The following is a 24,442-nucleotide window of genomic DNA, read 5'->3' as shown; positions in this document are numbered from 1 at the left end:
CCCATGACTACCGCCTACATCATCGACGCCGTCCGTACCCCGGGAGGCCGGCGCCGCGGCTCCCTGGCCGGCATCCACTCCGCGGACCTCGGCGGCCACGTCATTTCCGCCCTGATGGAACGCACCGGCGTGGACCCCGGCGCCGTGGACGACGTGATTTTCGGCTGCACCGACACCATCGGTTCCCAGGCCGGAGACATCGCCCGCACCGCTTGGCTGGTGGCCGGGCTGCCGGACCACGTTCCCGGCGTTACCATCGACCGGCAGTGCGGCTCCAGCCAGCAGGCCGTGCACTTCGCGGCGCAGGGCGTGATGTCCGGAACCGCGGACCTGATCGTTGCCGGGGGAGTGCAGAACATGTCCGCCATCCCCATCTCCGCCGCCATGGTCCAGGGCAGCCAGTACGGATTTACGACGCCGTTTGCCCAGTCTCCGGGGTGGGTCTCCCGCTACGGCGACCAGGAGGTTTCGCAGTTCCGTTCCGCGGAAATGATCGCCGAAAAGTGGGCCATCCCGCGGGAACGGATGGAAGAGTTCGCGCTGCAGAGCCACCAGCGTGCGCTGCGGGCCATGGACGAGGGCCGCTTCGAGAAGGAAATCGTTCCCGTGGCCGGTCTGGCCCAGGACGAAGGGCCGCGCCGGGACACCTCCTTGGAGAAGATGGCCGGACTCTCCCCGCTGACCGAAGGCGGACGGATCACCGCGGCGGTTGCCTCGCAGATCTGCGACGCCGCCAGTGCCCTGCTGATCGCTTCGGAAAGCGCCGTCGCGACCCACGGCCTCACGCCGCGGGCCCGCATCCACCACATCTCCGTCCGCGCAGATGATCCGGTGTGGATGCTCACCGGACCCATCCGGGCCACCGCTTACGCCCTGGAGCGGGCCGGCATGAGTGTGGATGAGATAGACCTGTTCGAGTGCAACGAGGCCTTCGCCTCCGTGGTGCTCGCCTGGTCGCAGGAACTGGGCATCGACCTGGCGAAGGTGAACGTCAACGGCGGCGGGATTGCCCTTGGCCATCCGATCGGTGCCACCGGCACCCGCATCATGGCGACGCTGCTGAACGAGCTGGAGCGCACCCGGGGCCGCTACGGCCTGCAGGTGATGTGCGAGGGCGGCGGGCAGGCCAACGTCACCATCATTGAACGGCTCTAGAAACTGAACAGACAATAAGGGGCGGGGGCCGCGGCCCCCGCCCCTTTTTGCGTCTCCCGCTAGGCTGAGCGGACGGTGGCAGCAGCGGCCTTCAGCTGCACCACTGCCTCATCCACAATCCGGTCCACAAGTTCCCGGCAGCTGGGCAGCTCATCAATGACGCCCACAACCTGCCCGGAGGCCAGCATTCCCGCACTGGTATCCCCGTCCACCAGCCCGGCCTTGAGCAGCATCGGGGTGTTGGCCGCCAGCATCATCTGGTTCCAGGACCGGCCCGAGCTGCGTTTCATGGCCAGTCCGTCCCGGGCCAGTTCCAGCCAGGACTGCCCGGCCATGTTCTTGAACTGCACCGTGCGGCGGAGTGTGGGCAGCAGCTGCCGCAGCGTGCCGGCGCCTTCCAGGCCCTGGACGAATTCAGTGCGCAGCAGCCGGTGCGGCATGCCGTCCGCCTTGGCCGTCACAACCGTGCCGTCCAGCCCGAACTCCAGATACCGCCGTTTGATTTCCTCCGGCACGGCGCTGTCGCTGGTGAGCAGGAAACGCGTGCCCATGCCGATTCCGACGGCGCCGTAGGCCAGTGCCGCAGCCAGGCCCCGGCCGTCGAAGAAGCCGCCGGCGGCGATGACCGGAATGTCCACGGCCGCGGCCACCGTCGGCAGCAGCAGCGACGTCGGGATGGCGCCGGTGTGTCCGCCGCCCTCCCCGCCCTGGATCAGCACGGCGTCGGCACCCCATGCCGCCACCTTCTCGGCATGCCGCACCGAGCCGATGGACGGGATCACCACCGCCCCGTGCTCCTTGAGCCTGCTGATCAGCTCCGGTTTCGGCGCCAGGGCAAAGGAAGCAACCTTCACCTCGTACTTGGTGAGCAGGTTGACGCGCTGCTCGGCGTCGGAGGCGTCGGCGCGCAGGTTGACGCCGAAGGGCTTGTCCGTGCGGCTCTTCACCTCCATGATGGCGTCTTCCAGCTCGCGCAGGGTCATGGTGGCGGACGCCAGGATGCCCAGCGCTCCGGCTTCCGCGGTGGCCGTGACCAACCGGGGACCGGCCACCCAGCCCATGCCGGTCTGAACAATCGGATGCTCGACGCCGGTGAGTTCAGTCAGCGGGGTGGAAATACGGTTCAGGGTGCTCATGCCGGTACCTCGTTTTCTCGGCGCTTGGAGGGATCCAGGACCTCGCGGATGAGCCGCAGCTCAGTGCTGTCCGGAAGCCGGGTGGCCGGAACCGGTCCGGACACGTGCAGCGGAAAGCCGGTGGCTTCCTGCACTTCCCCGAGGCTGGTTCCGGGATGCAGGGAGAGAACGGCCATGCCGCCGCACGGTCCGCTGAAGTCAAAAACCCCCAGATTGGTGACCACCCGGTGGACGTCGTGGAACCGGGCGGCGGACGGCCCGGCAGCCCGGGCACGCGCGGCGCCGACGCCGGTGACAAAGTCCACCTGCTCCACCAGGGTGCGCGGGCTGTGCCGGGCAATCCAGTAGCTGGTCCGGTGGCTGACCGTGTTGGTGGCCGCGGCGCGCGTGCCCAGCAGCTGGCGCTTCGGCTGCGCATGCGCGCCGATCACGGAGAGGTTCTGGTTGCCCAGCCGGTCCAGCTGGGCTGCGCCCATCACCACATGCCGCTTGCCGGCGGCGATCAGCTCGAACAGCTCGCGGTAGGGCAGATAACCTCCGCGCTCACCGGGTTCGCCTAGCGGCGGAACGCCGGCGTAAATCATGGATTCGCCGTCGCTGAGCATCAGGTCCGGCGCGTGGGTCAGTGCCGCCAGGCGGGCTCCCAGGGTGGGAATGGTTCCGGCCGGGCTGGCCAGAATGTCCCGCTGCCCGCGGAACAGGTCGCTGCAGGCGGTGACAGCGATTTCCTCCCGGGTGATGCCGTTCACCGGGCGGCCTCCGCTGGGAAACCGGTGTAGAAGGCCTCCCAGGCCGACGGCGATGCCGCGCTCTGCGCGTACTCCCGCTGGAGCGCTTCGTCCCGGCCGTAGTCGGGTTCACAGGAGGTGAAGTGCGCGCCGCCGGGAGCCTGGACCACCTGGTCCACCATGGTGCGGTTCAGCAGCAGCGTGGCCGGATGCGCGTCCCGGGTTAGTTCGGCGGTGGGCACAACCTCCTCCGCGCTGAGGATGGTGCGGGCTGCGGCCCGGGCAAAAAGGTCATCGAAATACGGGTCCGGCCCCAGGCACTGGCCGTTGCCCAGGGCATCGGCGCGGTTCAGGTGCACCAGGGCCACATCCAGGTTGACGGCAGGCATGGCCACCAGGACTTCGCCGTCCTCATAGGGTGAGGTGACGGTGCGGATCTGCGGGTTGGCAGCCAGGGTATCCGCGCCCAGCCCGGACCGCGTCACCTCGAAGGGCAGGCGCCGTCCGGCCGCGCGGAGGCCGGAGACGAGCATGGCTTCGTCGAGCTCGACCACCTCAATGCTGCCGGCCTGACGTGCCGCCGCGAAGTGCGGCTCGACGGCGATGCTGTCCAGGGTGACGAACCCGAACACCACTTTCCGGACCGCTCCGGCGGCGCACAGCATGCCGACGTCGGGCCCGCCGAAACTGACAACTGTCAGATTGCGGGCTCCCGAGCGGATCAGTTCCCGGACCAGGGCCATGGGCTTGCGGCGCGATCCCCAGCCGCCGATCCCCACGGTCATGCCGCTGCGGAACTGCCCGGCTACGCTGTCCAGCCCGCAGAGCTTGCCGGTCATGACGCGCTGGCTGTTCCGCTGGCCACGAAGTCATCCCGCAGGTCATCAGCGACGCCGGCCAGGTTGAGTTCAAAGGTGAAGCCCTGCTCAAAGCGGTAGCTCTTCACCACGTCCACCGGGTCTATTCCGTTCAGTGCTTCCTTCGCGGCGCGGATCACCCGGGGGTCCTTGGAAGCGATCTCCGCAGCGTAGGCGAAGGCCGTCTCATCCAGGGCCCCGGCCGGCACCACTTCGGCAACGCTGCCCAGTTCTGCCAGCCGCTGGGCGGTGATGGTTCGGCTGGTGTAGTACAGGGTGCGCAGCAGATGGGCCGGAACCAGCCGGGACAGGTGCGTTGCCGCGCCCAGGGCTCCGCGGTCCACCTCGGGCACGCCAAAGTAGGCGTTGTCCGCGGCCACGATCGTGTCTGCACTGCCGGCCAGGCCCACACCGCCGCCGAGGCAGAAGCCGTTGACCGCGGCGATCACGGGAACGGGGCATTCGTAAATGGACTTGAAGGCTTCATAGCAGCCGCGGTTGGCACCCAGGATGGCCGTGTGGCCCGAGGTGGCCTGCATTTCCTTGATGTCGACGCCGGCATTGAAGCCGCGGCCCTCCGCGCGCAGGACCACCACGCGGGTATCCGGATCCGAGCCGGCTTCCGTCAGAGCGTCGCTGATCCCAAACCAGCCCGCCACGGGCAGGGCGTTGACCGGGGGATAGTCCATGGTGACTACCCGTACGCCGTCCTGGTGCATCTTCGATTTGATTGCCATAGCAGTACCCTACCTAACGTTTGCTTGCTACGATACCCCTAACATTTGCTTGGTATGGCAAATCGGAGCACTGAACTCGAAGGAGAGAACAGACATGACGGGCATCTGTGCAGGACGAGTCGCCATAGTGACGGGCGCAGGCCGCGGCCTCGGCCGCGAGCATGCGCTGGAACTGGCGCGGCAGGGGGCAAAGGTTGTGGTCAATGACCTTGGAACCAGCCTTAACGGCGTGGTGGAGGCCTCCGGGCCGGCGCACGACGTCGTGGAACTGATCCGCTCCGAAGGCGGGGAAGCGGTGGCGAACGGAGCCGACGTCGCCAACTTTGACCAGGCTGCCGCCATGGTGGCCCAGGCCGTAGAGACGTTCGGGCGCCTGGACATCCTGGTCAACAATGCAGGGTTTGTCCGGGACCGGATGCTGGTGAACACCTCAGAGGAGGAGTGGGACGCTGTCATCCGGGTGCACCTGAAGGGGCACTTCGCCCCGCTGCGCCATGCCAGCGAGTACTGGCGGGCCGAAGCCAAGGCCGGACGGCAGCCTGATGCCCGCGTTATCAACACCTCCTCCGGTGCCGGTTTGCAGGGCAGCGTGGGGCAGGCCAGCTACTCCGCCGCCAAGGCCGGCATCGCCGGACTGACCCTGGTCGCCGCACACGAACTGGCCCGCTACGGCGTGCGGGTCAACGCCATTGCCCCCTCCGCCCGGACCCGCATGACCGAGGGCGCCTTCGCCGAGGCCATGGCTGCACCCGAGTCCGGCTTCGACGCCATGGACCCCGCCAACGTCTCACCCGTGGTCGCCTGGCTTGCCAGCCCCGGCTCGGCGGACGTGACCGGCCGGGTCATCGAGATCGAAGGCGGACGCATCTGCATCGAGGAAGGCTGGAACCACGGCCCCGCGAACGACGCCGGCCGGCGCTGGGACGCAGCAGAGGCAGGGGAGGCCATCGAGCAGCTGCTGCTCAAGGCCGCCACCCCCGAACCGGTTTACGGCGCATGAGCACCACCGGCACGGAGCTCCGTTCAGACCAATGGGCCGGGCGCAGCCTGGGCACCCACACGGCAGGCTATTCCGAGACGGACGCGATCCTCTATGCGCTCGCCGTCGGAGCGCCGGCAGAAGACCTTGACCTGGTCTTCGAAGACCGGCTGCGGGTGCTGCCATCCTTCGGCCTGACGCTGGCCCAGTGGGCACCCGACGCCCTGGCGAAGCAGGGGGCCTTCGATAACCGGGCAGTCCACGGCGCGCAAAAACTCAGCGTCCTGCGCCCGCTGCCCCGTTCCGGAGAGATCACCATGAACGCCCGCGTGGGCAGCGTCTGGGACAAGGGTTCCGCCGCGGTCTTTGAAGTGGTGGTGGAAAGCGCCTGGTTCACCGCCACCTGGAGCATCTTCGCTCCCGGCTTCGGCGGATTCGACGGCGACCGCGGCCCCTCCGCACCCGCCGCTCCGGCCGGCGCTCCCGCTGCCTCCGGGTCCATCCGCACTCTGCCGAACCAGGCTGCGCTGTACCGGCTGCTGGGGGACAGGCACCACATCCACATCGACCCCGCCGCGGCACAGCGGATCGGCCAGCAGCGCCCCATCCTGCACGGCCTGGCTTCCCTTGCCACTGCCACCCTGCCGCTGGCCCGGTTGGCGGGGGCGCATCCGGCTGACCTGGCCGAATTCGGCGGCCGATTCTCCGGCGTCGTTTTCCCCGGGGACGAGATCCAGGTCCGCACCTGGGACGAAGGCCGCTTCGACGCCGCCGTAAACGGCCGCAGCGTCATCACGGACGGCCTTGCCATCTTCCGCTGACCGGGTCCGGGCAGCACCGCGCACGCACAGATGAGACGAACAGAGAGAGACCGATGAAGATAGTTGTTCTGATGAAGGAGGTGCCGGACACCTGGGGTGACCGGAACCTGAACCTGGAGACCGGGCTGCTGGACCGCGCAGCCGGTGAACCGGTGCTGGATGAGATCACCGAGCGTGCCCTTGAAGTGGCGCTGACCTACCGGGACAGCCATCCGGACACGGAAGTTGTGCTGCTCGCCGCAGGACCGGAAGGCACCCTGCCGGCCACCCTCCGCAAGGGGCTGGCCATGGGCGCTGACCGTGCCGTGCACATCACCGACCCGGCACTGCTGGGCGCTGACACCACACTGACTGCTGAAGTCCTCGCCGCCGCCCTGAAGCGGACCGGCTTTGACCTGGTGATCGCGGGCAACATCTCCACCGACGGCGGCGGAGGAGTCCTGCCCTCCATGCTCGCCGAACTGCTGCAAACCGCAGGCATCACCTCACTGAGCAGCGTGGAAATCAGTGAAACGGCAGTCAGCGGGCAGCGCCGGCTGGAGGCAGAGACCTATGACGTGCAGGCCGCTTTCCCGGCGGTCATCTCCATCACCGAGGCCCTTCCGGACGCCCGCTTCTCCAACTTCAAGGGCATCATGGCCGCGAAGAAGAAGCCCTTCGAGACCTGGTCCCTGGCGGATCTTGGGCTGGCACTGGATGAGGAAGCCAACCGGTCAATCGTGATTTCCGTGGCTCAGCGCCCGGCACGCACCGCCGGTGTCCGCATCGAAGACGAGGGCGACGCCGGCCAGCAGATCGCAGACTTCCTTGCCCGGAACCAACTCATTAAAGGACGCTCATAATGACCGGATACCCAGCCAGCCCTGCCCTTGTCCTCGTTGATGTCTCACCGTCGGGTGTGCTGCGTTCCAGTGCCGCCGAACTGATCGGCGCCGCCACCGCCGTGGGCACGCCCGTTGCACTGGCCGTCGCTGCGCCCGGCAGCGCGGACCGGCTTGGCGCCGAACTCGCCGCACTGGGTGCTGCCCACGTGATGATCGCCGAATCCGCCGACGCCGCCCGGGGCATGATCCTGCCCGTTGTGGACGCGCTCAGCGCCGCCGCCGAAGCGCTCTCACCCGAAGCCGTGCTCACCGCCAACTCCATCCGGGGCCGTGACGCCGCCGCCCGTTTCGCCGCCCGTTCCGGTGCCGCCCTGGCCGCCGATGCGGTGGGCGTCTCCCGGGACGAGGAAGGAGTGGTGGCGCACCACTCGGTCTACGGCGGCGCGTACTCCGTCGAATCGGCTGCTGCTGCCGGAACCCTCGTCCTCACTCTGCGGCAGGGCTCCTCGAGCCTGCGTGCCGAACCGCAGGAACCGTCCGTGGAGATCCTGAACGTAACGGCTTCAGGCACACCGGATGCCGCCGTCCTGCACTGCCAGGAAACCGCCGTCGTCTCCGCCCGTCCTGAACTGCGCGGCGCATCCGTGGTGGTCTCGGGCGGACGCGGCATCGGGTCCGGGGAGAACTTCGCCCTCGTTGAAAGCCTTGCCGACGTCCTCGGCGGAGCCGTCGGTGCCTCCCGCGCCGCCGTCGACGCCGGATACGTCCCGCAGTCGCTGCAGGTGGGCCAGACCGGTGTGACCGTTGCGCCGGAGGTCTACATTGCCCTGGGCATCTCCGGCGCCATCCAGCACCGGGCCGGCATGCAGACGGCGAAGACCATCATTGCGGTCAATAAGGACGCCGACGCCCCGATCTTCGAGATCGCGGACTTTGGCGTGGTGGGCGACGTCTTCACGGTGGTGCCGCAGCTGGTGTCCGCGATCGAAGCAAAGCGGGGGTAACGCCATGGTGAGGAAGGGGCTTCCCAGGGAGAGTTCGGGTACTCCGGCCGCGCCTGCGCCGCCTGCCCCGCGGGAGAACGCAGCGGCATCCGCCGGGTTTGCGGTGGGTTCCGGGGCCGAGACTCCGGCGAGCCCGGCAGTTCGGCCTGCCACGGGCCGGCGTCAGGGACTGCCACGTCCCGGAGCCGCGGCTGCCGCTGGTTCCGGCGCACCGGCCGTGCCGGCTGCACCCGAGGCCCAGGCCGCCCCGGCTACCCAGCCCGCCTCGGGCCGGCGGCAGGGAATGCCGCGTCCGGCGCCGGCATCAGGCCCCGGTGCAGCTGAGGCTCCCGCCGGTGTGCCCGGAACCCGGTCAACGGTGACCGCAACCCGGACCGCGGCACCCCGAACCCCGAGCGAGCCGTCGCTGGCCGCCGAGACATCCGCGGCCAAGAGCGCCGCTCCTCCTGCCACTGCCGCTGCTGCCACTGGATCGGGCGGCCAGTCCGGGACCGGGTCCGTGCTGAAGCGCGCCGGGCTGCTCGCCGCTGCGCTTCTGGCCCTGTGTGCCGCGGCGGTGCTGGGCGCCCGGTGGCTCATAACGCTGGAACCGGTGCAGGACTTCCTGGTCCGCTATCCAGGTGAAACGGAACTCCCGCACGGCGCCCCCGTGGGCATTCCCGCCTGGCTTGGCTGGCAGCACTTCTTCAACGTGTTCCTGATGGTGCTGATCATCCGCTCCGGCTGGCAGGTCCGCACGCAGCGCCGCCCGCCGGCGCACTGGACTCCCCACCGCGGGAAGAACCCGAAGAAGATCAGCCTCACCCTCTGGTTCCACCAGTCCCTGGACGTGCTGTGGCTCGTCAACGGTGCCATATTCGTGGTGCTGCTGGCGGTGACCGGCCACTGGGTACGGGTAGTACCCACCAGCTGGGAAGTGTTCCCCAACGCCGCCTCCGCTGCGCTGCAGTACCTCTCCCTGGACTGGCCCACGGAGAACGGCTGGGTGAACTACAACTCGCTGCAGGTCCTTGCCTACTTCCTCACCATCTTTGTGGCCGCCCCGCTGGCCGCGCTGACCGGTTACCGGATGTCTGCCATGTGGCCGGCACGCGCCAAGAAACTGAACCGGGCCTATCCGATTGAGCTGGCGCGGGCCATTCACTTCCCCGTGATGCTGTACTTCGTGGCCTTCATCCTGGTGCACGTGGCCCTGGTGCTTTCCACCGGTGCGCTGCGCAACCTGAACCACATGTACGCGGGCCAGGACGCCGTGAACTGGACGGGTTTCTGGATCATGTTCGCGTCGCTGCTGGTGATTACCGGCGCCTGGTTCGCTGCGCGTCCGCTGGTCCTGGCGCCTATTGCCTCGCTGTTCGGCAAGGTGGGCCGCTAGCTGTCCCTGGGGCAGCTGGCGGCCGGGCCGCCCATTTACGCCGTTCCCTGCTGACCGGAGTCTGCGGGAGGAACACACTGGGTAAATGGCGGAGAGCAGCGGCGGAACGCTCAAGCGCCGGCTCGATTCCGGGCCGGACCTTGAGCGCACCATGTTCTTCAGCGATGCGGTGTTCGCGATCGCCATGACGCTGGTGGCGGTGGACATTAAGGCGCCGCAGGTCCCGCCGGATGAGCTGGGCAGGGCCGTGCTGGAACAGGGGCAGGAGTTCTTTGCCTACGCGCTGTCCTTCGCCGTTGCGGGCGCATACTGGCTGAGCCACCACCGGCTGTTCCGGCTGCTCAAGGGGTTCACCGGCGGGCTGCAGCGCCTGAACCTGCTGCTGCTGTTCTTTGTGGCGCTGCTTGCCTATGCCACGGACATGCTGGCGCTGCACGATGACACGAGTCTCGGCGTCGTTATTTATGCTTTGGCGCTGGGGCTCATTGGTTCGGTGAACACGCTGATGTGGGGTTACTGCCACCGGCACGGGCTCTTCCGGGACGACGTGAATCCCGGGCTGCTTCGATACGCGCGGGTCCGGGCCCCCATCACCCCGGCGGTTTTCCTGCTTTCGATTCCGATTGCGCTGCTCAGCCCGTCGGCAGCGGAGCTGTCCTGGCTCTCCATCCTGGTGATCAGCCTGGGCCTGCGGCTGTGGGGACGGCGCCGGCTGGGGGCTTCCGCGGAAGCGTGACGCCTGCCCTTCCTGCGCCGATTCGGTAATTGGTTCAATGTCCGGTAGTCTTATATCTGCTCTTGACGAGCAAAGCCTGGAGGATTCGCCTAGCGGCCTATGGCGCACGCCTGGAACGCGTGTTGGGTTAACGCCCTCGGGGGTTCAAATCCCCCATCCTCCGCCAGATGAGAAATCATCACCAGAAACGCCCCGGTCCTTCGGTCGGGGCGTTTCTGTTTGTCCGGAGCCTCCGCCAGGCGATGCCTCAGCTGCCCTCCGTTTTCAGCTGCGCTCCGGCCGCAGGGCGAACCGGGTGGCCGCGGCCACCGTTCCCATGCCCAGCAGGGCGGTTCCGCCCGCCAGCGCCAGGTACACCAGCGGCTGAATGGTGGGGAGCGGTTGCCCGGAGACGTTCAGGGCGATGCCCAGCAGCGGTGGAAGTGCCAGCACAGTTCCCACAACGACGGCGGCAGCCACCATAAGCGCCCCCTCCGCGCCGGTCATGCGGCGCAGCTGGGCATCCGTGGCTCCGAGCCTGCGCAGCAGCAGCAGTTCCGGACGACGCCGCGCGGTGGACATCACGAGCGAATTCCCCACGGACACCGCCAGATAACCGAGCAGGATCAGCATGGCCAGGATGTTCACCCAGGACTCTGCTCCGCGCTCCGCCGCGCCGGCTGCGTCCAGCTCCTCCCGGTCCAGGACGGTCAGCCCCAGGTCTTCCAGCGCCGGCAGCAGTGCAGCGGCGTCGGCGTCCGGAGCCGTGAGCAGCAGCTGATGATTCAGCCCGGAGGTGGTGTGGGGGAGCAGCGCCGTGTTGTCCATGGTCACGTCGCCGAAACCCAGCCCGCGGTCATAGGTGGCGATGACGACGGCGCTGGCCTCGGTTCCGTCCCCGTAGCGGAACTCGAACTCTTCTCCGGGGGCCAGGCCGGATTCGCGCGCCAGCGCCGTGCTCACTGCGACGGTTCCGGGTTCGGCCAGACGGTCCAGCGAACCGTCGCGGACCCCCAGGTCCAGGGCTGCGTCCAGGTTCTCTGGCGCAACGCCCTGCACCCCGACGGGCTGCACACCGTCATCCATGCCCATGAAACGCGTCTGCATCAGGAGCGCGGAGCCGGCCATCGGCGTCGCGGTTTCCACCCCGGGGAGGGCGGCAACCGTGTCCGCCAATTCGGGTGATATGCCGCCGGGCGCGCTGGCCAGGTACCCGGCGACGACCCCGTCGCGGGACTGCCGCTGCGCTTCGGATTCGACCGTGGTTGGCATAAAGAACTGCACGGAGCCAAGCGCCAGGGCCAGGGCCAGCGGAACGATCCCGGCAGCGAGCCGGCGGGGGAACGCCTGGGCGCCGGCTCCCGCAAGGACCAGCGGCGCTGAACTGCTCCGCCGCAGGACCGGCGCCATCACCTTCAGGGAACCGGTCACAATCCACGGGCCCAGCACGCCCGCGCCGATCACCAGCAGCAGGATGCTCGACGCCGCTGCCGCCAGTCCGGCGCTGCCGGGGACCGCGGCGGGCAGCAGTGCGGCCAGAAGTCCGGCGCCCAGCAGGGTCAGCCCGGTGATGACGCGGCCGCGGCCCAGCCGCCCGGACTCAGTGACCGCTTCACGCAGCGCCGTTACCGGTGCGGCGCGGACCGTCCCGCGGGCCGAGACCAGTGAGGCACCCACAGCCGCCGCGACGCTCACCAGCACGGCGCCCACCGCCGGCAGCGGACTGTACGCCAGCTGGAACCCGTCCGGAATCACGCCCGCGGCGGTGAACTGGCCGCCCAGGAACCCGGCCAGCCAGAATCCGGGAACAGCTCCCAGCACGGCCGCAGCGGTGGAAACCAGCAGGACCTCGCGGACCACCAGGCCTAGTGTCTGGTTGGCTCCGGCACCGATGGCCCGCAGCATCGCGAACTCGCGGCGGCGGGAGAGGATGGAGAGGGAGAGGGTCCCGGCCGTCACAAAGACCGCCGTCATTAGGGCTACTCCTGCCAGTGACCCGCTCAGGAGCAGCAGCATGGACCGGGCTCCGGCACCGCCGAGGTTTTCAACGTCGCCGCGGCGGTCCCCGGTGTAACCGACGACGCCGGAGACCTGCGCTTCAATGTCCGCAGCCAGACGCTCCGGGTTCATCCCCGGTTCGGCCAGGACACCGATGGTGGCGACGGCATCTCCGTGCGGCCAGAGGGCGGCGGCACCGGCGGCGCTGAGGAAGACCGCCGGGCCGGTGCTGTTTCCGTCTGCCGGGGCGACGGTGCCGGTCACGGTGTATTCGGCGGGGATGCCGCCGTGGCTGAGCGTGATGCGGTTGCCGGGTTCGGCGTTGAAGGACGCATCCACCGCTACCTCATCGGCCGTCTGCGGAGGTTCTCCGGCGGTGAGGTCGAAGGGCGCCAGGGCGGCTGAGTCCCAGGCTCCGGCCGTCACCAGATTCCCTTCCGCAGTGGTCAGCGGGATCTCAAGGTTGCCGACAGCACTCCGGACACCGGGCACTGATTCGATCTCCTCCACGGTTTCCGTGGGCAGCAGCACCCGTTCGGGGAAAACGGCCGGCAGGTCTTCCGGCACCGGAATGGACTGAGGTGCGCCCACGACGACGTCGGCGGCCTGCAGGCGCTGCGGCGCGGTGCCGCCGCGCAGCCCGGATTCAATCAGCACGCCCATGGCGGTGATCAGGGCAGAGCAGAGGAACACGGCGATGAACACACCGGCGAACCCGCCGCGGTGGTGCCGGATGGATGCTTTGGCGAGGCTGAGCATGTTAGTTCCCTCCCAGATAGGCCATGCGGTCGGTGACGTCGCGGGCCGAGGCGCCGGAAATGCTGCCGTCAATGTGTCCGTCGGCCAGGAAAATGACAGTGTCCGCGTAGCTGGCGGCCACCGGATCGTGGGTCACCATCACCACGGTCTGGTTCAGGGCGGAGACGGTGTGCCGCAGCAGTTCAAGGACCTGCCGTGCCGTGCCGGAATCGAGGGCGCCGGTTGGCTCGTCGGCAAAAACCACGTCCGGCCGGGTGATCAGCGCCCGGGCTATCGCGGCCCGCTGCTGCTGCCCACCGGAGAGTTCCTGCGGTTTCCGGCCGCCCAGCCCGGTCAGGCCGACGGCGCCGAGCACGTACTCCAGCCAGGCCCGGTCGGTGCCGCGCCCGGCCAGCAGCAGCGGCAGGGTGACGTTGGCCGTCACGGTGAGCTGGGGCAGCAGGTTGTAGGACTGGAACACGAAGCCCACATGGTCCCGCCGGTACCGGGTCAGTGCCTTGCCGCGGAGCCGGGAAATCTCGGTGCCGCCCAGCCGCACCTGCCCGGCGTCGGGCACGTCCAAACCTGCAGCGGACTGCAGGAGTGTGCTTTTGCCGGACCCGGACGGGCCCATCACTGCGGTGAAGGTGGCGGCCGGCACGGCCAGCGATACGTCGCGGAGGGCCGTCACGGCGGTGCTGCCGGAGCGGTAGCTCTTGGAAACGCCGGTCAGCTCCAGGGCTGCCGGGCCGGGGAATTGGGAGGAATCGGAGTACATAATGTGTGTCCTTTGAACGGTGGCTGGGGAACTGCTTTCGACGCTACGCAGCGCGGGATTCCGTTCCGATACAGCCAGCAGCCCAGTTCTTGGTGTAGCTGGCTATACCGACAGGCGCCGGACGCTCCGGCATAATCGAGCAAATGAGATGGCCAACCCAAGCCGGCCTGCGGGCCCGCGCAGCAGACGCAGTGTTCCTGCTGCGTGAGGGTGCGTACTGGCTGGCCTCGCTGGGAATGCTGGTGGCCGGTCTGGTGCTGCTGCCGTTCCTGTCCCTGGGCATTGGGTTGTATGCCCTCCCCGGAGTGCTGCGGCTCCTGGACCTCCTGGCTGCGCGGGCGCAGGGGCGGTCCGCGGCGTTTGCCGGCGCCGTGATTCCCTTTGACCGCCGCCGTCTCAGCGGCCGGCATTCCTTTGGGGAATTGGCCTCGCTGGTGACGGCACCGGAAACCAAACGGGACCTGTCCTGGCTGCTGTTCCACGCCGCGTTTGCCCTGCTGGCCGGAGCCCTGGCCATCGCCCTGCCCGTGGGAGCGCTGCTCTACCTGCTGGTTTCTCCGCTGTGGATGCTGTTTCCGGCGGATGCTCCACTGGAAATGACCATCACCATCACCAGCTGGCCGGCGGCGTTCCTGGGCATGCTGCTCGGCGTCGTCTACGGTGTTTTGGCCTGGCTGCTGCTGCCCTGGATGGCCCGCCGGCTGAGCGAGGGAACCCTCGCGATCCTCTCCCCGCGGCGGTACGAAGAACTCTCCCGCCGCATCCAGGACCTCTCCGCTGCCCGGGCCAGTGCGCTCGCGGCGCATGCTGCCGAGCTGCGCCGGATTGAGCGGGAACTGCACGACGGCGCGCAGAACCGGCTGGTGGGCGTGGTGATGATGCTCGGTCTGGCGCAGCGGGCAGCCGAGACGGATCCCGCGGCTGCCTTCCCGTTCCTTGCCCGGGCGCAGGATGCCGCCACTGAGGCACTGGCCGGACTCCGAGCAGCCGTGCATGACATCTATCCGCCGGTGCTGGATGAGCTGGGACTCGGGGGCGCGGCCTCGGCCCTGACCAGCCGTTCGCCGATTCCCAGCAGCCTGGACGTGGCGGGACTGCTGCGCGCGCCGGCAGCCGTTGAGTCGGCGGCCTACTTTGTGCTGGCGGAGGCGCTGACCAACGCAGCGAAGCATTCCGGTGCGTCCCGGATCGAGGTGGTGCTCCGCACCGAATCAACGCCGCGGGAGGACGTGCTGGTGGTTGAAGTGACCGACGACGGGCGCGGCGGGGCTGTGGTTTCGCCTGCGGGGTCTGGTGCTGGTCCGGGCGCTGGGTCCGGTACTGGTTCGGAATCGGTGTCGGGCGTACGGGCAGGTTCTGCGGAGGAACTTGGGTCCGGTGCCGCCGTCGGTATCGTCGACGTTGGCTCAGGCACCGGGCTGGCCGGAATCGCGCGGCGCGCTGCCGCATTTGGCGGCAGGCTGATGCTGGACAGTCCTGCTGGAGGACCGACGAAAGTGAGAGTGGAGCTGCCGTGCGCGTTTTGATCGCCGAAGATGATGCCCTGCTGCGCGCCGGCCTGGAGCTGCTGCTGAAGGGTGAGGGCTTCGAGGTTGCCGGGTCCTGGGACAACGCGGACGACCTGCTGGCCGCGTTCGAACCGGGAACCGCCGACGCCGCAGTGCTCGATGTACGCATGCCGCCAACCTTTACCAATGAAGGGCTGCGGGCTGCGCTCGAGCTGCGGGAACGGGTACCGGATTTCCCCGTGCTGGTCCTTTCCGCTTATGTGGAGGACAGGTATGCCAGCCGGCTGCTGGGGTCCGGCGCCCAGGGTGTGGGATACCTGCTGAAGGAACGGGTGGGGAAGGTGGGGGATTTCGTCGACGCGCTGCACCGCGTGGCGGACGGGGGAACCGTGATGGATCCCGAGGTGATTGCCCAGCTCTTCAGCCGCCGAAGCAACCAGGATCCAATCCGTTCGCTCACACCGCGCGAGTTCGAAGTGCTGGGACTGGTGGCGGAGGGGCTGGGGAACACGGCAATCGCGCAGTCGATCTCGGTCTCCGAAACCGCCGTCAGCAAGCACATCGGCAACATCTTCGCCAAGCTGGGCCTGGCGCCGTCGGACACCGGCCACCGCCGCGTCCTGGCCACCCTCGCCTACCTGCGTTCCTGAGGCCCGGCCCCATTCCGGGAACACCCCTCCCCACATCCGTCGAGAGGCCACTTACGGCTCTTTTCAGCGCTCAAAAGAGCCGCAAGTGGCCTCTCGATGAGTGGAGAGGGCGCCGGAGGACCGGCCGCGCAGTCCGCTACGCAGCAACCGGCCGGAACAGCCGCTCCGCCAGCAGCAGCGCACGGCGTTCCAGCACTGCCGGGTCGTCCGGAACCAGGGACGAAGCGATCTCATATTCGTAGCCGTCGAAGAAGGCCAGGAAGATCGCGGTCAGGTCGTCCACCGAACCCGGGTCGACGCCGAGCGACCCGTCATCGGCTCCTCGCTGCACGGCCGCGCGGATGTGGGCGTCCCACAGCTCATATACGCTGTCCAGGCGCTCGCGCAGCTCCGGGTGACGGCGGGCCAGGCTGGACATTTCCAGCCAGAGCAGGCCGCGTCCGTGCAGGCTTGGCATCCCGCAGACGACGCCGATCATGCCGCGGAGCTGGTCCCACGGGCCCAGCCGGTCATCCAGGGAAGCGAAGTGCTCCACCAGCTCGCCGCTGGCGTACCCGAGGGCGTCGCCCAGAAGCTGTTCGCGGGTCCCAAAATAGTGCTGGATGATTCCGATGGACACACCCGCGGCATCGCTGACGTCCCGAAGCCGGGTTGCCTCATAGCCGCTTCTTGAGATGCACTCCAGTGCCGCGACGAGGATCGCGCGCTTCTTCAGCTCTTTGCCGCGAGCCATTCCATCTCCATCCTGGGCAGTCAAGGTGCAGCCGCCCTCCACAACTTTACGGACCCGCGTCCGCTCCGGTTTCTCTCCCCAGCTCAAGCGGCCTAGCTGTACATGACATAGACCTTGGACAGCGCCTCCGTCACGTTCCAGGTGCCGGTCCAGCCCTGGGGGAAGACCGCCAGGTCGCCCGGGCCCACTTCCTTGGGCTCTTCGCCGTCGCGCTGGACGGTCATGCGGCCGCCGAGTACGTAGATGACCTCGCCGCCGTCCGAGAAGTCCCATTTGGACAGGCCGACGGCGGTCTCCCACGTGCCGGCGTGGATGGTTTCCTCTTCGGTGGAGAAGAGGTTGTAGGTCTTGGTCTCGATGTCCGCGCCCAGCGGGTCGGCCAGCGGCAGCGCGAGCGGCTCCACGGTCTTCTCGGATTCTTCAACCTGCGCGATGTTGCGGACGATTGCCATGCGGGCTCCTCGGGTAGTCTCTAAAACCAATATTCCAATATTGGTTTTACACGGTACTGAGCCGGGCAGGCGTTCCCAAGTTCGTTACGCCGGATGCAGCGCGTGTTAGGGCCAGGTGCCGGGCGGAGCCGGCACCCGTTGCAACGGCCTCGGAGCCCGGACCCGCAAATGAACCAACGCGCAGGTGAAAGCCCAAACCAACCCGCACACCCTTGACGCAGCACCGGCGCGGGATAACGATTTACGGACCAAGGGGACCTGCCACACTGCCGGGAGCACCGGCGTCGTGCTTCCCCGCCCGGCCTCCGAACTCCCGTCCGGGGGCCACCGCCCGAAATCGAGACGCCGGCGCCGGGTTCACGGTGCGGAAGGTTGCCCGTGGAACAGCCTGCAGAGTCCGAACAGTTCCAATCCCAGCTCCGGCAGGACCGCCCGTACGACGGCATGGTCGCCCTGGTCACCGGGGCCTCCCGCGGCATCGGCAGGCGCGTCGCCGAACGCCTCGCCGCGCAGGGAGCGCAGGTGGTGGTCGGCTACCGGAAGAACGCGGACCTGGCCAAGGAAACGGTCGCGGAACTGCAACGGCTCGGCGGCGGCGGGCTGGCCGTGCAGGCGGACATCGAGGACCCCGAGGACATCGTCCGGCTCTTCGACGCCGCCGCCGCGGAATACGGGCGGCTTGACTTCTTCGTGAACAATGCGGCCGCCGCGGCCTTCAAAAAGGTCGTTGACCTGAAACCCCATCACCTGGACCGCGCCTACGCCGTGAATGTGCGGCCGTTCGTGATCGGCACCCAGGAGGCAGTCAAGCTGATGGACGACGGCGGCAGGATCGTGGCGCTGACTTCTTACGGCAGCGTGCGGGCCTTCCCCACCTATGCCGCGCTCGGCTCCTACAAGGCCGCTGTGGAGTCCTTCGTCCGGTTCATGGCCGTGGAGCTGGCCGGCTACGGGATCAACGTGAACGCGGTGAACGGCGGGCTGATCGAGTCCGATTCCCTGGATTACTTCTACTCCATGGAAGGGATGGCGCCGATGGACAGCGTCATCTCCCGGATCCCCAAGCGCCGCCCCGGAACCGTGGACGAAATGGCCGCCACCGTGGACTTCCTGCTCTCCCCGGGCGCCGAGTACATCACCGGGCAGAGCCTGGCCGTGGACGGCGGCCTGTCCGTCATCGCCCCTCCCTTCTTCAGCGATACCACCGACCCCGTAGCCCTTCCCGAGCGCCCACGGCGGCCGCAAACGGAAGACTGACGAAAGGACAGGACCCCATGCCATACGACGCAGGGCGGTTCAAGGACTACTTCGAATCCCAGATGACCTACGGTGCCGGGTTCCGGCGCAACGTCGCCCGCTACGGCAGCGCCGTCGCCATGATCGATCCGCCCACCGGACGCCAGTGGACCTATGCCGAACTGGGCGCGGAGGTGGACCGCTGCGCGGCGATGCTGGCAGAACACGGCGTGGGCGCAGGGGACCGGGTGATGTACCAGCTCTTCAACGGCGTCGAGTTTGCCCTGCTCTACCTGGCCACCCACCGGCTGGGCGCCATCAGCGTGCCGATCAACTACCGGCTGGCCCCGGGGGAGACGGCGCACATCCTGCGGGACAGCGACCCGGCGGTGTTTATTGTCGACGCCGAATGCGCAGCTTCCGCGGCGCAGGCGCTTGAGCTGTCCGGTAAGACGGCGCGGATGCTCGTGGCCGACGGCGGTGCGGCGGCAGGCGGGCCGGGAGCAGCCGGCCTGCCGGAAGGGTGGGAAAGTTTCGACGCCGCACTGCAGAGCGCCACCGGGCAGGTTCCGGACCTGCCGGCGGACTATTCCGTCTACGACGAGTCCACCCGGCTGTACACCTCCGGCACCACCGGGATGCCCAAGGGTGTGTCCCTGCCGTCGCTGGCGGAACTGATGAGCGCACATGACGTGATCATGCATTTCCCGCTCAGCCCGCAGGACCGGACGCTGAACATGACCCCGTGGTTCCACCGCGGCGGGCTGCACTCGGGCGGGCCGAATCCGTCCTTCTACATCGGTGCAGGAGTAGTGCCGCTGCGCAGCTTCAATCCCTCCACAGTGCTGGACTGGGTGGGGGAGTACGGGCTGACGTTCCTGATCGGCGCGCCCACCACGCTGGAGATGATCGCCGCGGAGCAGGAGAAGCAGCCCCGGGACATCAGCACGCTCAAGGGCATCGTGACCATGGGTGCACCGCTGGACCGGGCCGCGGCGCTGCGGTACCAGGAACTGCTCACGCCGCGGATTTTCAACGGCTACGGCACCACTGAGGCGTTCTGGAACACGTTCCTGCGCCCCGAGGACCTCCCTGCCCGGGCCGGCACCGCGGGGCGCTCGTGCACGGATGACGACGTCGCCGTCGTCAAGGTCTTTCCGGACCGCCGCGGACGCCCGGATGAGCTGGCCGCACAGGACGGCACCGAGGCCGGGGAAGTGATCATGCGCTCGCCGAAGGCCGGGTACTCCTACGTGAACCTGCCCGGTGTGGAGGAGGAGAAGTTCTTCGAGGGCTGGCTGTATCCCGGGGACATGGCCACCTGGGACGAGGACGGGTTCGTGACCATCCTGGGCCGCAAGGACGACATGATCATTTCCGGCGGCGAGAACATCCACCCGGTGCAGGTCGAAGGCGTCCTCGCCGAGCATCCCGAAGTGCTGGACTCAGTGGTGGTGGGCGTGCCGGATCCGCGGTGGGGCCAGCGGGTGGTGGCGTATGTGGTGCCGCGCAGCGGGGGCGCGACGGCGGAAGTGCTGGAGGAGTTCTGCCTGGCCCATCCCGGCCTGGCCGACTATAAACGCCCGCGTGCCTACCGGTTTGTGGACTCGGTGCCGCTGACCGCCACCGGGAAGAAGATGCACTTCAAACTCGCCGAGACGGCGGTGGAGGACCTGGGAGCCGGGCGGCTGATTGCTCCCGGCTCCGCGGTGGCAACGGAGTGAGGAGCGGCATGGATGATGAGCGGCGGGTGGTCATCACCGGGATGGGTGCGCAGACTCCGCTCGGCGGGTCCTGGCCGCTGACCTGGGAGGCGCTGAAGGAAGGCAAGTCCGGGGTGGACCGGATCACCGCCTTCGACGCCACGGATTTCCCCACCCGAATCGCCGCCGAGGTGAAGGGCTTCGATCCCGCCGCCTGGCTGCCGGTGAAGCGGATCAACCGGTCCTCGCGTGCCTCGCAGCTCGCCGTCGCCGCGGCCCGGGAAGCAGCGGCCGACGCCGGACTCGGGGACACCCTGGAAGGAACCGACGCGGCGGTCATCATCAACAGTGCGGTCTCCGGGTATCCGGAGGTGCAGGATGCCACCCGGCTGTTCGACGCCGAGGGCATCCGGCCGGTCAGCCCGAGTTTCGTGGCGTCCTCGCTGACCAACATGCCCGCGTGCGAAGTGGCGATCGACCTGTCCGTGCACGGGCCGGTGAATGCCAGTGCCCTGGCCTGCGCCAGCGGAACCCATGCCCTGCTGGAGGCGCGCCGCACGCTGCTGGCGGGGGACGCCGACGTCGTACTGGCAGGCGGAACGGATGCCGCGATCACCCCGGTGATGTTCGCCGGACTGACCACCATGCGCGGGCTCTCGCGGAGCAACGATGTGCCGCAGGAGGCGAGCCGGCCGTTCGACGCCGAGAGGGACGGGTTTGTATTCGGCGAGGGCGCCGTGGTGTGCGTGATGGAGACGCTGGAGCACGCCCGTGCCCGCGGCGCCCGGGTGTACGCCGAGGTGCTCGGCGGGGCAATGACCTCGGACGCGTTCCACATCGTCGCGCCGGAACCGAGCGGGAAGTATGCGGCGGAGGCGATTTCCCGGACCCTGCTGCAGGCCCGGCTGGACCCGTCGGATGTGGACCTGGTGTGCGCGCATGGAACGTCGACGAAGGCCAATGACCGGACGGAAACCGCTGCCCTGCATACGGTCTTCGGCGGGCATGCCGGGTCCCTGGCGGTGACGGCGCCGAAGTCGATGACCGGGCACCTGATCGGTGCGGCGGGAACACTGGCGTCGCTGCTGTGCGCCATGTCGATTGTTGCGGGAGTGATTCCGCCGACGATCAACTATTCGACCCCGGATCCGGAGTGCGACCTGGACTATGTGCCCAACACGGCCCGGGAGCAGGATGTGCAGTACGCGGTGACCAACGCATTCGGGTTTGGCGGGCAGAACTGTGTGGTGGCGTTCGGGCGGGTGTAGGGCTGTTCCCGGGGCCGTTTCGGCCCCGGGCTGGCCGGCTTAGTTGGGCAGCTTAGTTGGCCAGGGCGGCGTCGAGCGGTTCCTTGATCTCGCTGTAGGCGCCGGACTGGAGCTGGATTTCCTTGCCGTTCAACAGCAGCGTGGGGGTGTGCTGGACCGAGAGGTCCTGTGCATCCTGGAGGTCCCGGGCCACGCGTTCCCGGATGGCGTCGGAGGTGTAGTCGGCGCGGAACTGGTCCATGTTCAGGCCGAGCTCTTCGGCGTAGCCGGCGAAGACGTCGTCCACGTTGGACTCGGCCTTCCAGTCCTGCTGGTGTTCGAAGACCTTGGCGGCCATCTGTTCCATGGCACCCTGTTCCGCGGCGGCTTCCACCGCGCGGGCGGACGGCTCAGCATTCTGGTGCTTGGGCAGCGGGAAATTCCGCACCACGATCTTGACCTGGTCGCCGTAGTCGGCCTTGGTCTGCTGGATCAGGGTGTCCATCATGGCGCAGTAGGGGCACTGGTAGTCGGTGAAGAGGACCAGCGTGGCCTGCGGATCGGCCGGGTTGGTGATGGTCCGGGCATCCGAGGGGACCAGCTTGTCCATCTGGTCCGCGGGAATGGAGAACTCCGCGGAGGCACTGACTGACGTTTCCGGTGCGGGGGACTCAGAGGCGGTCCCGCAGGAGACGACTCCGCCGCTAACCAGCAGTCCGGCAATGAGCAGTGAAGGTACAGCCCTGCGCATGGTTCCTTTCCTGGCTTGGGGTGGCGCACGAAGGCGCGCTGGGGTTCGGATTTACTTCCTTTAATGGTTCCACCGGCCGGCGGGGGAGTGGAAGGCGGTTGCCGCGTGATCTTGCTCCAGCGGGTCTGTGGCCGGGGCTACTGTGCTTCCGTGGCATCCTTCGGCGGGGCTTCCCCGGACTCGGCTGCCAACCGGGCGATGCGCTCGCGGGCAGAGCGCTCGGACGGGCCCATGTTGCCGAGCCCGAACTGGATGACGCGCAGCACCAGCCGGACCGGGCCGTGTACCGGCAGCTTGATCGGGCCCAGACGCGGTTCGCGCAGGCCAAGCAGTTCGCGGTGCCGTGGTTCCAGGGACGCGACGGCGCCGGCGAACAGGACGCGGTAGCCGATCAGCTGGTTCTTGGGCAGAGGCGGACGGCGCAGGAACTTCACCACTTCTTCGACGGTGGGGCTGGAGCGCAGTTCGGGGTCGAATGCTGCCATCTGTTTCCGCAGACCGGCCAGGTCCCGCGGCGGGTTATCGATCTGCATGAGTTCACCGGCGGTGGCCCATTCCGCGACGTACTGGTCCGGTCCGCCCGGAATGGGTCCGCCAAATTCGATGTGGGAGGTCAGGAACGCATCCGTGAAGGCGAGGTGGACCCAGCGGGCCAGCTCGGGATCGTTCGCCGAGTAGGGCCGCTCGATGCCGGCGGCGTCCTCGTAGGTGCCCTTCACCCGTTCATGCAGCCGCAGCACCCAGTTCGAGGCCCCGCGTGCCGCCGTCGTATCCCCGTAGGTGACGGTGAAAATCCAGCGGATGGTTCCGGCCAGCCGGCCGAGCGGATCTTCCTTGTAGTTGGAGTAGTCGCGGACGCCGGCCATCGCGCCGGGGTGCAATGCCTGCAGCAGCAGGGCGCGGATGCCTGCCACGATCGTCGTCATGGACCCGTGGACGGCCCACACTGCGGAGTCCGGGCCGTAATAGCCCGGGTCATTGCCGTTGGCGAGTTCCAGTTCCCATTCCGGAATGGTCTCTGCGTTGTTGCTGAAGGTGCCGACCAGCTGCCGGCGCCAGGAATCGAGGAGCTTGCCCATCTACCCAGTATGGTCCTGCCGGCTGGGAGGTGTCAGGGTGGGGCGCCGCCGGGGTGGGTATGCCGGGCGGTCATGGCGTCTCGGCGGCGAATCGCTCCGGTTTGGGGGAATTCGGCCGCGGCGCGGCGGAGCGATCCGCACAAAGCGGAGCATTTGCCCAAAGCGGAGTGCATGAGAGCCTGAGGGTGGCACAAGGGCCCGACGCACGGCGGTTCCGCGGGCCGCGCCAGAGTTGCGTTCCCCTTAGGGTGGGGCCATGCCTTCGCAGACAGCAGCAAGATACGAACGGTTCGCCGCCCTCGAGGCCCGTGGTGTGTCACCGCTCTATGAGGAATGGGCAGCCGGCGTCGCAGATGACCCGGACGTGCTGGCCCTGATCGACGGACTTCCGCGGCCCAAGCGGCAGCCCAACCTGGTGTTTGCCGCAGCCCGGCTGGCCGGTGCCCCGCTGGGAGAATATCCACAGTTCCGCGAGTGGCTGCTGGAGCACTGGGCCGCCGTCGAACCCGTCATTCAGGCGCGGATGACGCAGACCAACGAGGCCGCCCGCTGCGCAGTCCTGCTGCCGCTGCTTGCGCAGATCGAGGGGCCGGTGGCGCTTATCGAAGCCGGCGCGGCAGCGGGTTTCTGCCTCTATCCGGACCGTTACAGCTACCGGTACCAGCACGACGGCGGCGAGACGGTTCTGCATCCGGCGTCCGGTCCCAGCCCGGTTCAGCTGACCTGTGCGCTGACCGGAGGGGAGGTCCCAACGCGTCTGCCCGACGTCGTGTGGCGGGCCGGGATCGACCTGAACCCGCTCAGCGTGCAGGATCCTGAGGACATGGCGTGGCTGCAGACCCTCGTCTGGCCCGAGCACCAGGAACGCCGGGACCGCCTGGGCGCGGTCGCCGGCATTGCAGCCGCAGACCCGCCGAACCTGATCCAGGGCGACATCGTCGAAGAGCTTCCGCAGCTGGTGCAGAAGGCGCCAAAGGGCGCGACCGTCGTCGTCTTCCACAGTGCGGTGCTGCCCTATCTGGAACCCGCACACCGGCAGCGGTTCATCGATCGAGTCCAGGACCTGAGCGTCACCTGGGTCAGCAACGAGGGTGAAGCCGCCCTGCCGAGCGTCCAGGAACAGCTTCCCCGCAGCGCCGAAGGCCGGCTGGTCCTGTCCCTGAACGGCAAGCCACAGGCCTTCACTGGACCGCACGGACAGAGCTACGAGGCGCTCTGACCGCGCGCAAAGCCAAGCC

General features: G+C 68.2%; 23 protein-coding genes and 1 tRNA gene. 14 read left to right on the top strand and 10 right to left on the bottom strand.

Annotated features, from left to right (window positions below; all coding sequences use genetic code 11):
- Nucleotides 1–3: 3 nt before the first annotated feature.
- Nucleotides 4–1,155 (top strand): acetyl-CoA C-acetyltransferase, encoded by a 1,152-nt coding sequence (locus tag ACWGQ2_RS09625; RefSeq protein ID WP_452016645.1) that lies wholly within the window; start codon nucleotides 4–6, stop codon nucleotides 1,153–1,155.
- 59 nt (nucleotides 1,156–1,214) lie between these two features.
- Here ACWGQ2_RS09625 and ACWGQ2_RS09620 read toward each other — a convergent pair whose 3' ends face one another.
- Genes ACWGQ2_RS09620 through ACWGQ2_RS09605 form a run of 4 tightly spaced genes read right to left on the bottom strand, consistent with a single transcriptional unit; the run spans nucleotide 1,215 to nucleotide 4,613 of the window.
- On the bottom strand, nucleotides 1,215–2,291 hold the full coding sequence (locus tag ACWGQ2_RS09620) for an NAD(P)H-dependent flavin oxidoreductase (RefSeq protein ID WP_452016643.1): 1,077 nt from the start codon (nucleotides 2,289–2,291) through the stop codon (nucleotides 1,215–1,217).
- Nucleotides 2,288–3,040: a CoA-transferase subunit beta gene (locus ACWGQ2_RS09615; protein ID WP_452016641.1), complete on the bottom strand. Its 753-nt coding sequence runs from the start codon at nucleotides 3,038–3,040 to the stop codon at nucleotides 2,288–2,290. The genes ACWGQ2_RS09620 and ACWGQ2_RS09615 overlap by 4 nt, the downstream gene beginning before the upstream one ends.
- On the bottom strand, nucleotides 3,037–3,858 hold the full coding sequence (locus ACWGQ2_RS09610; RefSeq protein WP_452016640.1) for a CoA transferase subunit A: 822 nt from the start codon (nucleotides 3,856–3,858) through the stop codon (nucleotides 3,037–3,039). Before ACWGQ2_RS09610 ends, ACWGQ2_RS09615 begins: the two co-directional genes overlap by 4 nt.
- A complete protein-coding gene (locus ACWGQ2_RS09605) occupies nucleotides 3,855–4,613 on the bottom strand; it encodes an enoyl-CoA hydratase family protein (RefSeq protein WP_452016638.1) in 759 nt (252 codons plus the stop codon). The genes ACWGQ2_RS09610 and ACWGQ2_RS09605 overlap by 4 nt, the downstream gene beginning before the upstream one ends.
- A 94-nt stretch (nucleotides 4,614–4,707) precedes the next feature.
- On the opposite strand from ACWGQ2_RS09605, the gene ACWGQ2_RS09600 reads away from it, so the two are divergent.
- The 7 genes from ACWGQ2_RS09600 (at nucleotide 4,708) to ACWGQ2_RS09570 (ending at nucleotide 10,518) form a co-directional block, all read left to right on the top strand.
- A complete protein-coding gene (locus ACWGQ2_RS09600) occupies nucleotides 4,708–5,613 on the top strand; it encodes an SDR family oxidoreductase (protein WP_452016636.1) in 906 nt (301 codons plus the stop codon).
- A complete protein-coding gene (locus ACWGQ2_RS09595; RefSeq protein ID WP_452016634.1) occupies nucleotides 5,610–6,413 on the top strand; it encodes a MaoC/PaaZ C-terminal domain-containing protein in 804 nt (267 codons plus the stop codon). Before ACWGQ2_RS09600 ends, ACWGQ2_RS09595 begins: the two co-directional genes overlap by 4 nt.
- Nucleotides 6,414–6,466: 53 nt before the next feature.
- Nucleotides 6,467–7,255 (top strand): electron transfer flavoprotein subunit beta/FixA family protein, encoded by a 789-nt coding sequence (locus tag ACWGQ2_RS09590; protein WP_452016632.1) that lies wholly within the window; start codon nucleotides 6,467–6,469, stop codon nucleotides 7,253–7,255.
- Complete coding sequence (locus tag ACWGQ2_RS09585; protein WP_452016630.1) at nucleotides 7,255–8,241, top strand: electron transfer flavoprotein subunit alpha/FixB family protein; 987 nt, start codon at nucleotides 7,255–7,257, stop codon at nucleotides 8,239–8,241. The genes ACWGQ2_RS09590 and ACWGQ2_RS09585 overlap by 1 nt, the downstream gene beginning before the upstream one ends.
- 217 nt (nucleotides 8,242–8,458) lie before the next feature.
- Nucleotides 8,459–9,616, top strand: a complete 1,158-nt coding sequence (locus ACWGQ2_RS09580) for a cytochrome b/b6 domain-containing protein (RefSeq protein ID WP_452016628.1) — start codon at nucleotides 8,459–8,461, stop codon at nucleotides 9,614–9,616.
- Nucleotides 9,617–9,701: 85 nt separating this feature from the next.
- Nucleotides 9,702–10,352, top strand: a complete 651-nt coding sequence (locus tag ACWGQ2_RS09575; RefSeq protein WP_452016626.1) for a TMEM175 family protein — start codon at nucleotides 9,702–9,704, stop codon at nucleotides 10,350–10,352.
- Nucleotides 10,353–10,430: 78 nt separating this feature from the next.
- A tRNA-Ser gene (locus ACWGQ2_RS09570) sits at nucleotides 10,431–10,518 on the top strand.
- A 98-nt stretch (nucleotides 10,519–10,616) separates the two neighbouring features.
- Here ACWGQ2_RS09570 and ACWGQ2_RS09565 read toward each other — a convergent pair.
- Together ACWGQ2_RS09565 and ACWGQ2_RS09560 are read right to left on the bottom strand one after the other, a co-directional pair.
- Complete coding sequence (locus tag ACWGQ2_RS09565) at nucleotides 10,617–13,088, bottom strand: ABC transporter permease (protein ID WP_452016624.1); 2,472 nt, start codon at nucleotides 13,086–13,088, stop codon at nucleotides 10,617–10,619.
- Between the two features lies 1 nt (nucleotide 13,089).
- Entirely contained in the window at nucleotides 13,090–13,845 is a 756-nt protein-coding gene (locus ACWGQ2_RS09560; RefSeq protein WP_452016622.1) for an ABC transporter ATP-binding protein, read from the bottom strand.
- 143 nt (nucleotides 13,846–13,988) lie between these two features.
- Between ACWGQ2_RS09560 and ACWGQ2_RS09555 the strand changes: the two genes are divergently transcribed.
- On the top strand, nucleotides 13,989–15,371 hold the full coding sequence (locus ACWGQ2_RS09555) for a histidine kinase (protein WP_452016620.1): 1,383 nt from the start codon (nucleotides 13,989–13,991) through the stop codon (nucleotides 15,369–15,371).
- Complete coding sequence (locus ACWGQ2_RS09550; RefSeq protein WP_452016618.1) at nucleotides 15,359–16,003, top strand: response regulator; 645 nt, start codon at nucleotides 15,359–15,361, stop codon at nucleotides 16,001–16,003. Before ACWGQ2_RS09555 ends, ACWGQ2_RS09550 begins: the two co-directional genes overlap by 13 nt.
- Nucleotides 16,004–16,139: 136 nt before the next feature.
- Here ACWGQ2_RS09550 and ACWGQ2_RS09545 read toward each other — a convergent pair whose 3' ends face one another.
- Together ACWGQ2_RS09545 and ACWGQ2_RS09540 are read right to left on the bottom strand one after the other, a co-directional pair.
- Nucleotides 16,140–16,736, bottom strand: coding sequence for a TetR/AcrR family transcriptional regulator (locus ACWGQ2_RS09545; protein ID WP_452016616.1), 597 nt, complete (start codon nucleotides 16,734–16,736; stop codon nucleotides 16,140–16,142).
- A 92-nt stretch (nucleotides 16,737–16,828) separates the two neighbouring features.
- Entirely contained in the window at nucleotides 16,829–17,188 is a 360-nt protein-coding gene (locus tag ACWGQ2_RS09540) for a cupin domain-containing protein (RefSeq protein WP_452016615.1), read from the bottom strand.
- A gap of 378 nt (nucleotides 17,189–17,566) precedes the next feature.
- Here ACWGQ2_RS09540 and ACWGQ2_RS09535 point away from each other — a divergent pair, with 378 nt between their 5' ends.
- From ACWGQ2_RS09535 to ACWGQ2_RS09525, 3 genes are read left to right on the top strand one after another with little or no spacing between them, the layout of a single operon-like run.
- Complete coding sequence (locus ACWGQ2_RS09535; protein WP_452016613.1) at nucleotides 17,567–18,445, top strand: SDR family oxidoreductase; 879 nt, start codon at nucleotides 17,567–17,569, stop codon at nucleotides 18,443–18,445.
- Between the two features lie 17 nt (nucleotides 18,446–18,462).
- Complete coding sequence (locus ACWGQ2_RS09530; protein ID WP_452016611.1) at nucleotides 18,463–20,148, top strand: class I adenylate-forming enzyme family protein; 1,686 nt, start codon at nucleotides 18,463–18,465, stop codon at nucleotides 20,146–20,148.
- An 8-nt stretch (nucleotides 20,149–20,156) separates the two neighbouring features.
- Nucleotides 20,157–21,395, top strand: coding sequence for a beta-ketoacyl-[acyl-carrier-protein] synthase family protein (locus ACWGQ2_RS09525; protein ID WP_452016609.1), 1,239 nt, complete (start codon nucleotides 20,157–20,159; stop codon nucleotides 21,393–21,395).
- 52 nt (nucleotides 21,396–21,447) lie between these two features.
- On the opposite strand, the gene ACWGQ2_RS09520 is transcribed toward ACWGQ2_RS09525, so the two are convergent.
- Together ACWGQ2_RS09520 and ACWGQ2_RS09515 are read right to left on the bottom strand one after the other, a co-directional pair.
- A complete protein-coding gene (locus ACWGQ2_RS09520; RefSeq protein ID WP_452016607.1) occupies nucleotides 21,448–22,125 on the bottom strand; it encodes a DsbA family protein in 678 nt (225 codons plus the stop codon).
- Between the two features lie 137 nt (nucleotides 22,126–22,262).
- Nucleotides 22,263–23,204: an oxygenase MpaB family protein gene (locus tag ACWGQ2_RS09515; protein WP_452016605.1), complete on the bottom strand. Its 942-nt coding sequence runs from the start codon at nucleotides 23,202–23,204 to the stop codon at nucleotides 22,263–22,265.
- Nucleotides 23,205–23,460: 256 nt separating this feature from the next.
- Here ACWGQ2_RS09515 and ACWGQ2_RS09510 point away from each other — a divergent pair, with 256 nt between their 5' ends.
- Nucleotides 23,461–24,423, top strand: coding sequence for a DUF2332 domain-containing protein (locus tag ACWGQ2_RS09510; protein WP_452016603.1), 963 nt, complete (start codon nucleotides 23,461–23,463; stop codon nucleotides 24,421–24,423).
- The last annotated feature ends 19 nt before the right edge of the window (nucleotides 24,424–24,442 follow it).

This window comes from Arthrobacter sp. NPDC055585 (assembly GCF_053619115.1).
Note: the sequence above shows the minus strand (reverse complement) of the source record. Positions and strands in the feature narration are given on the sequence as shown.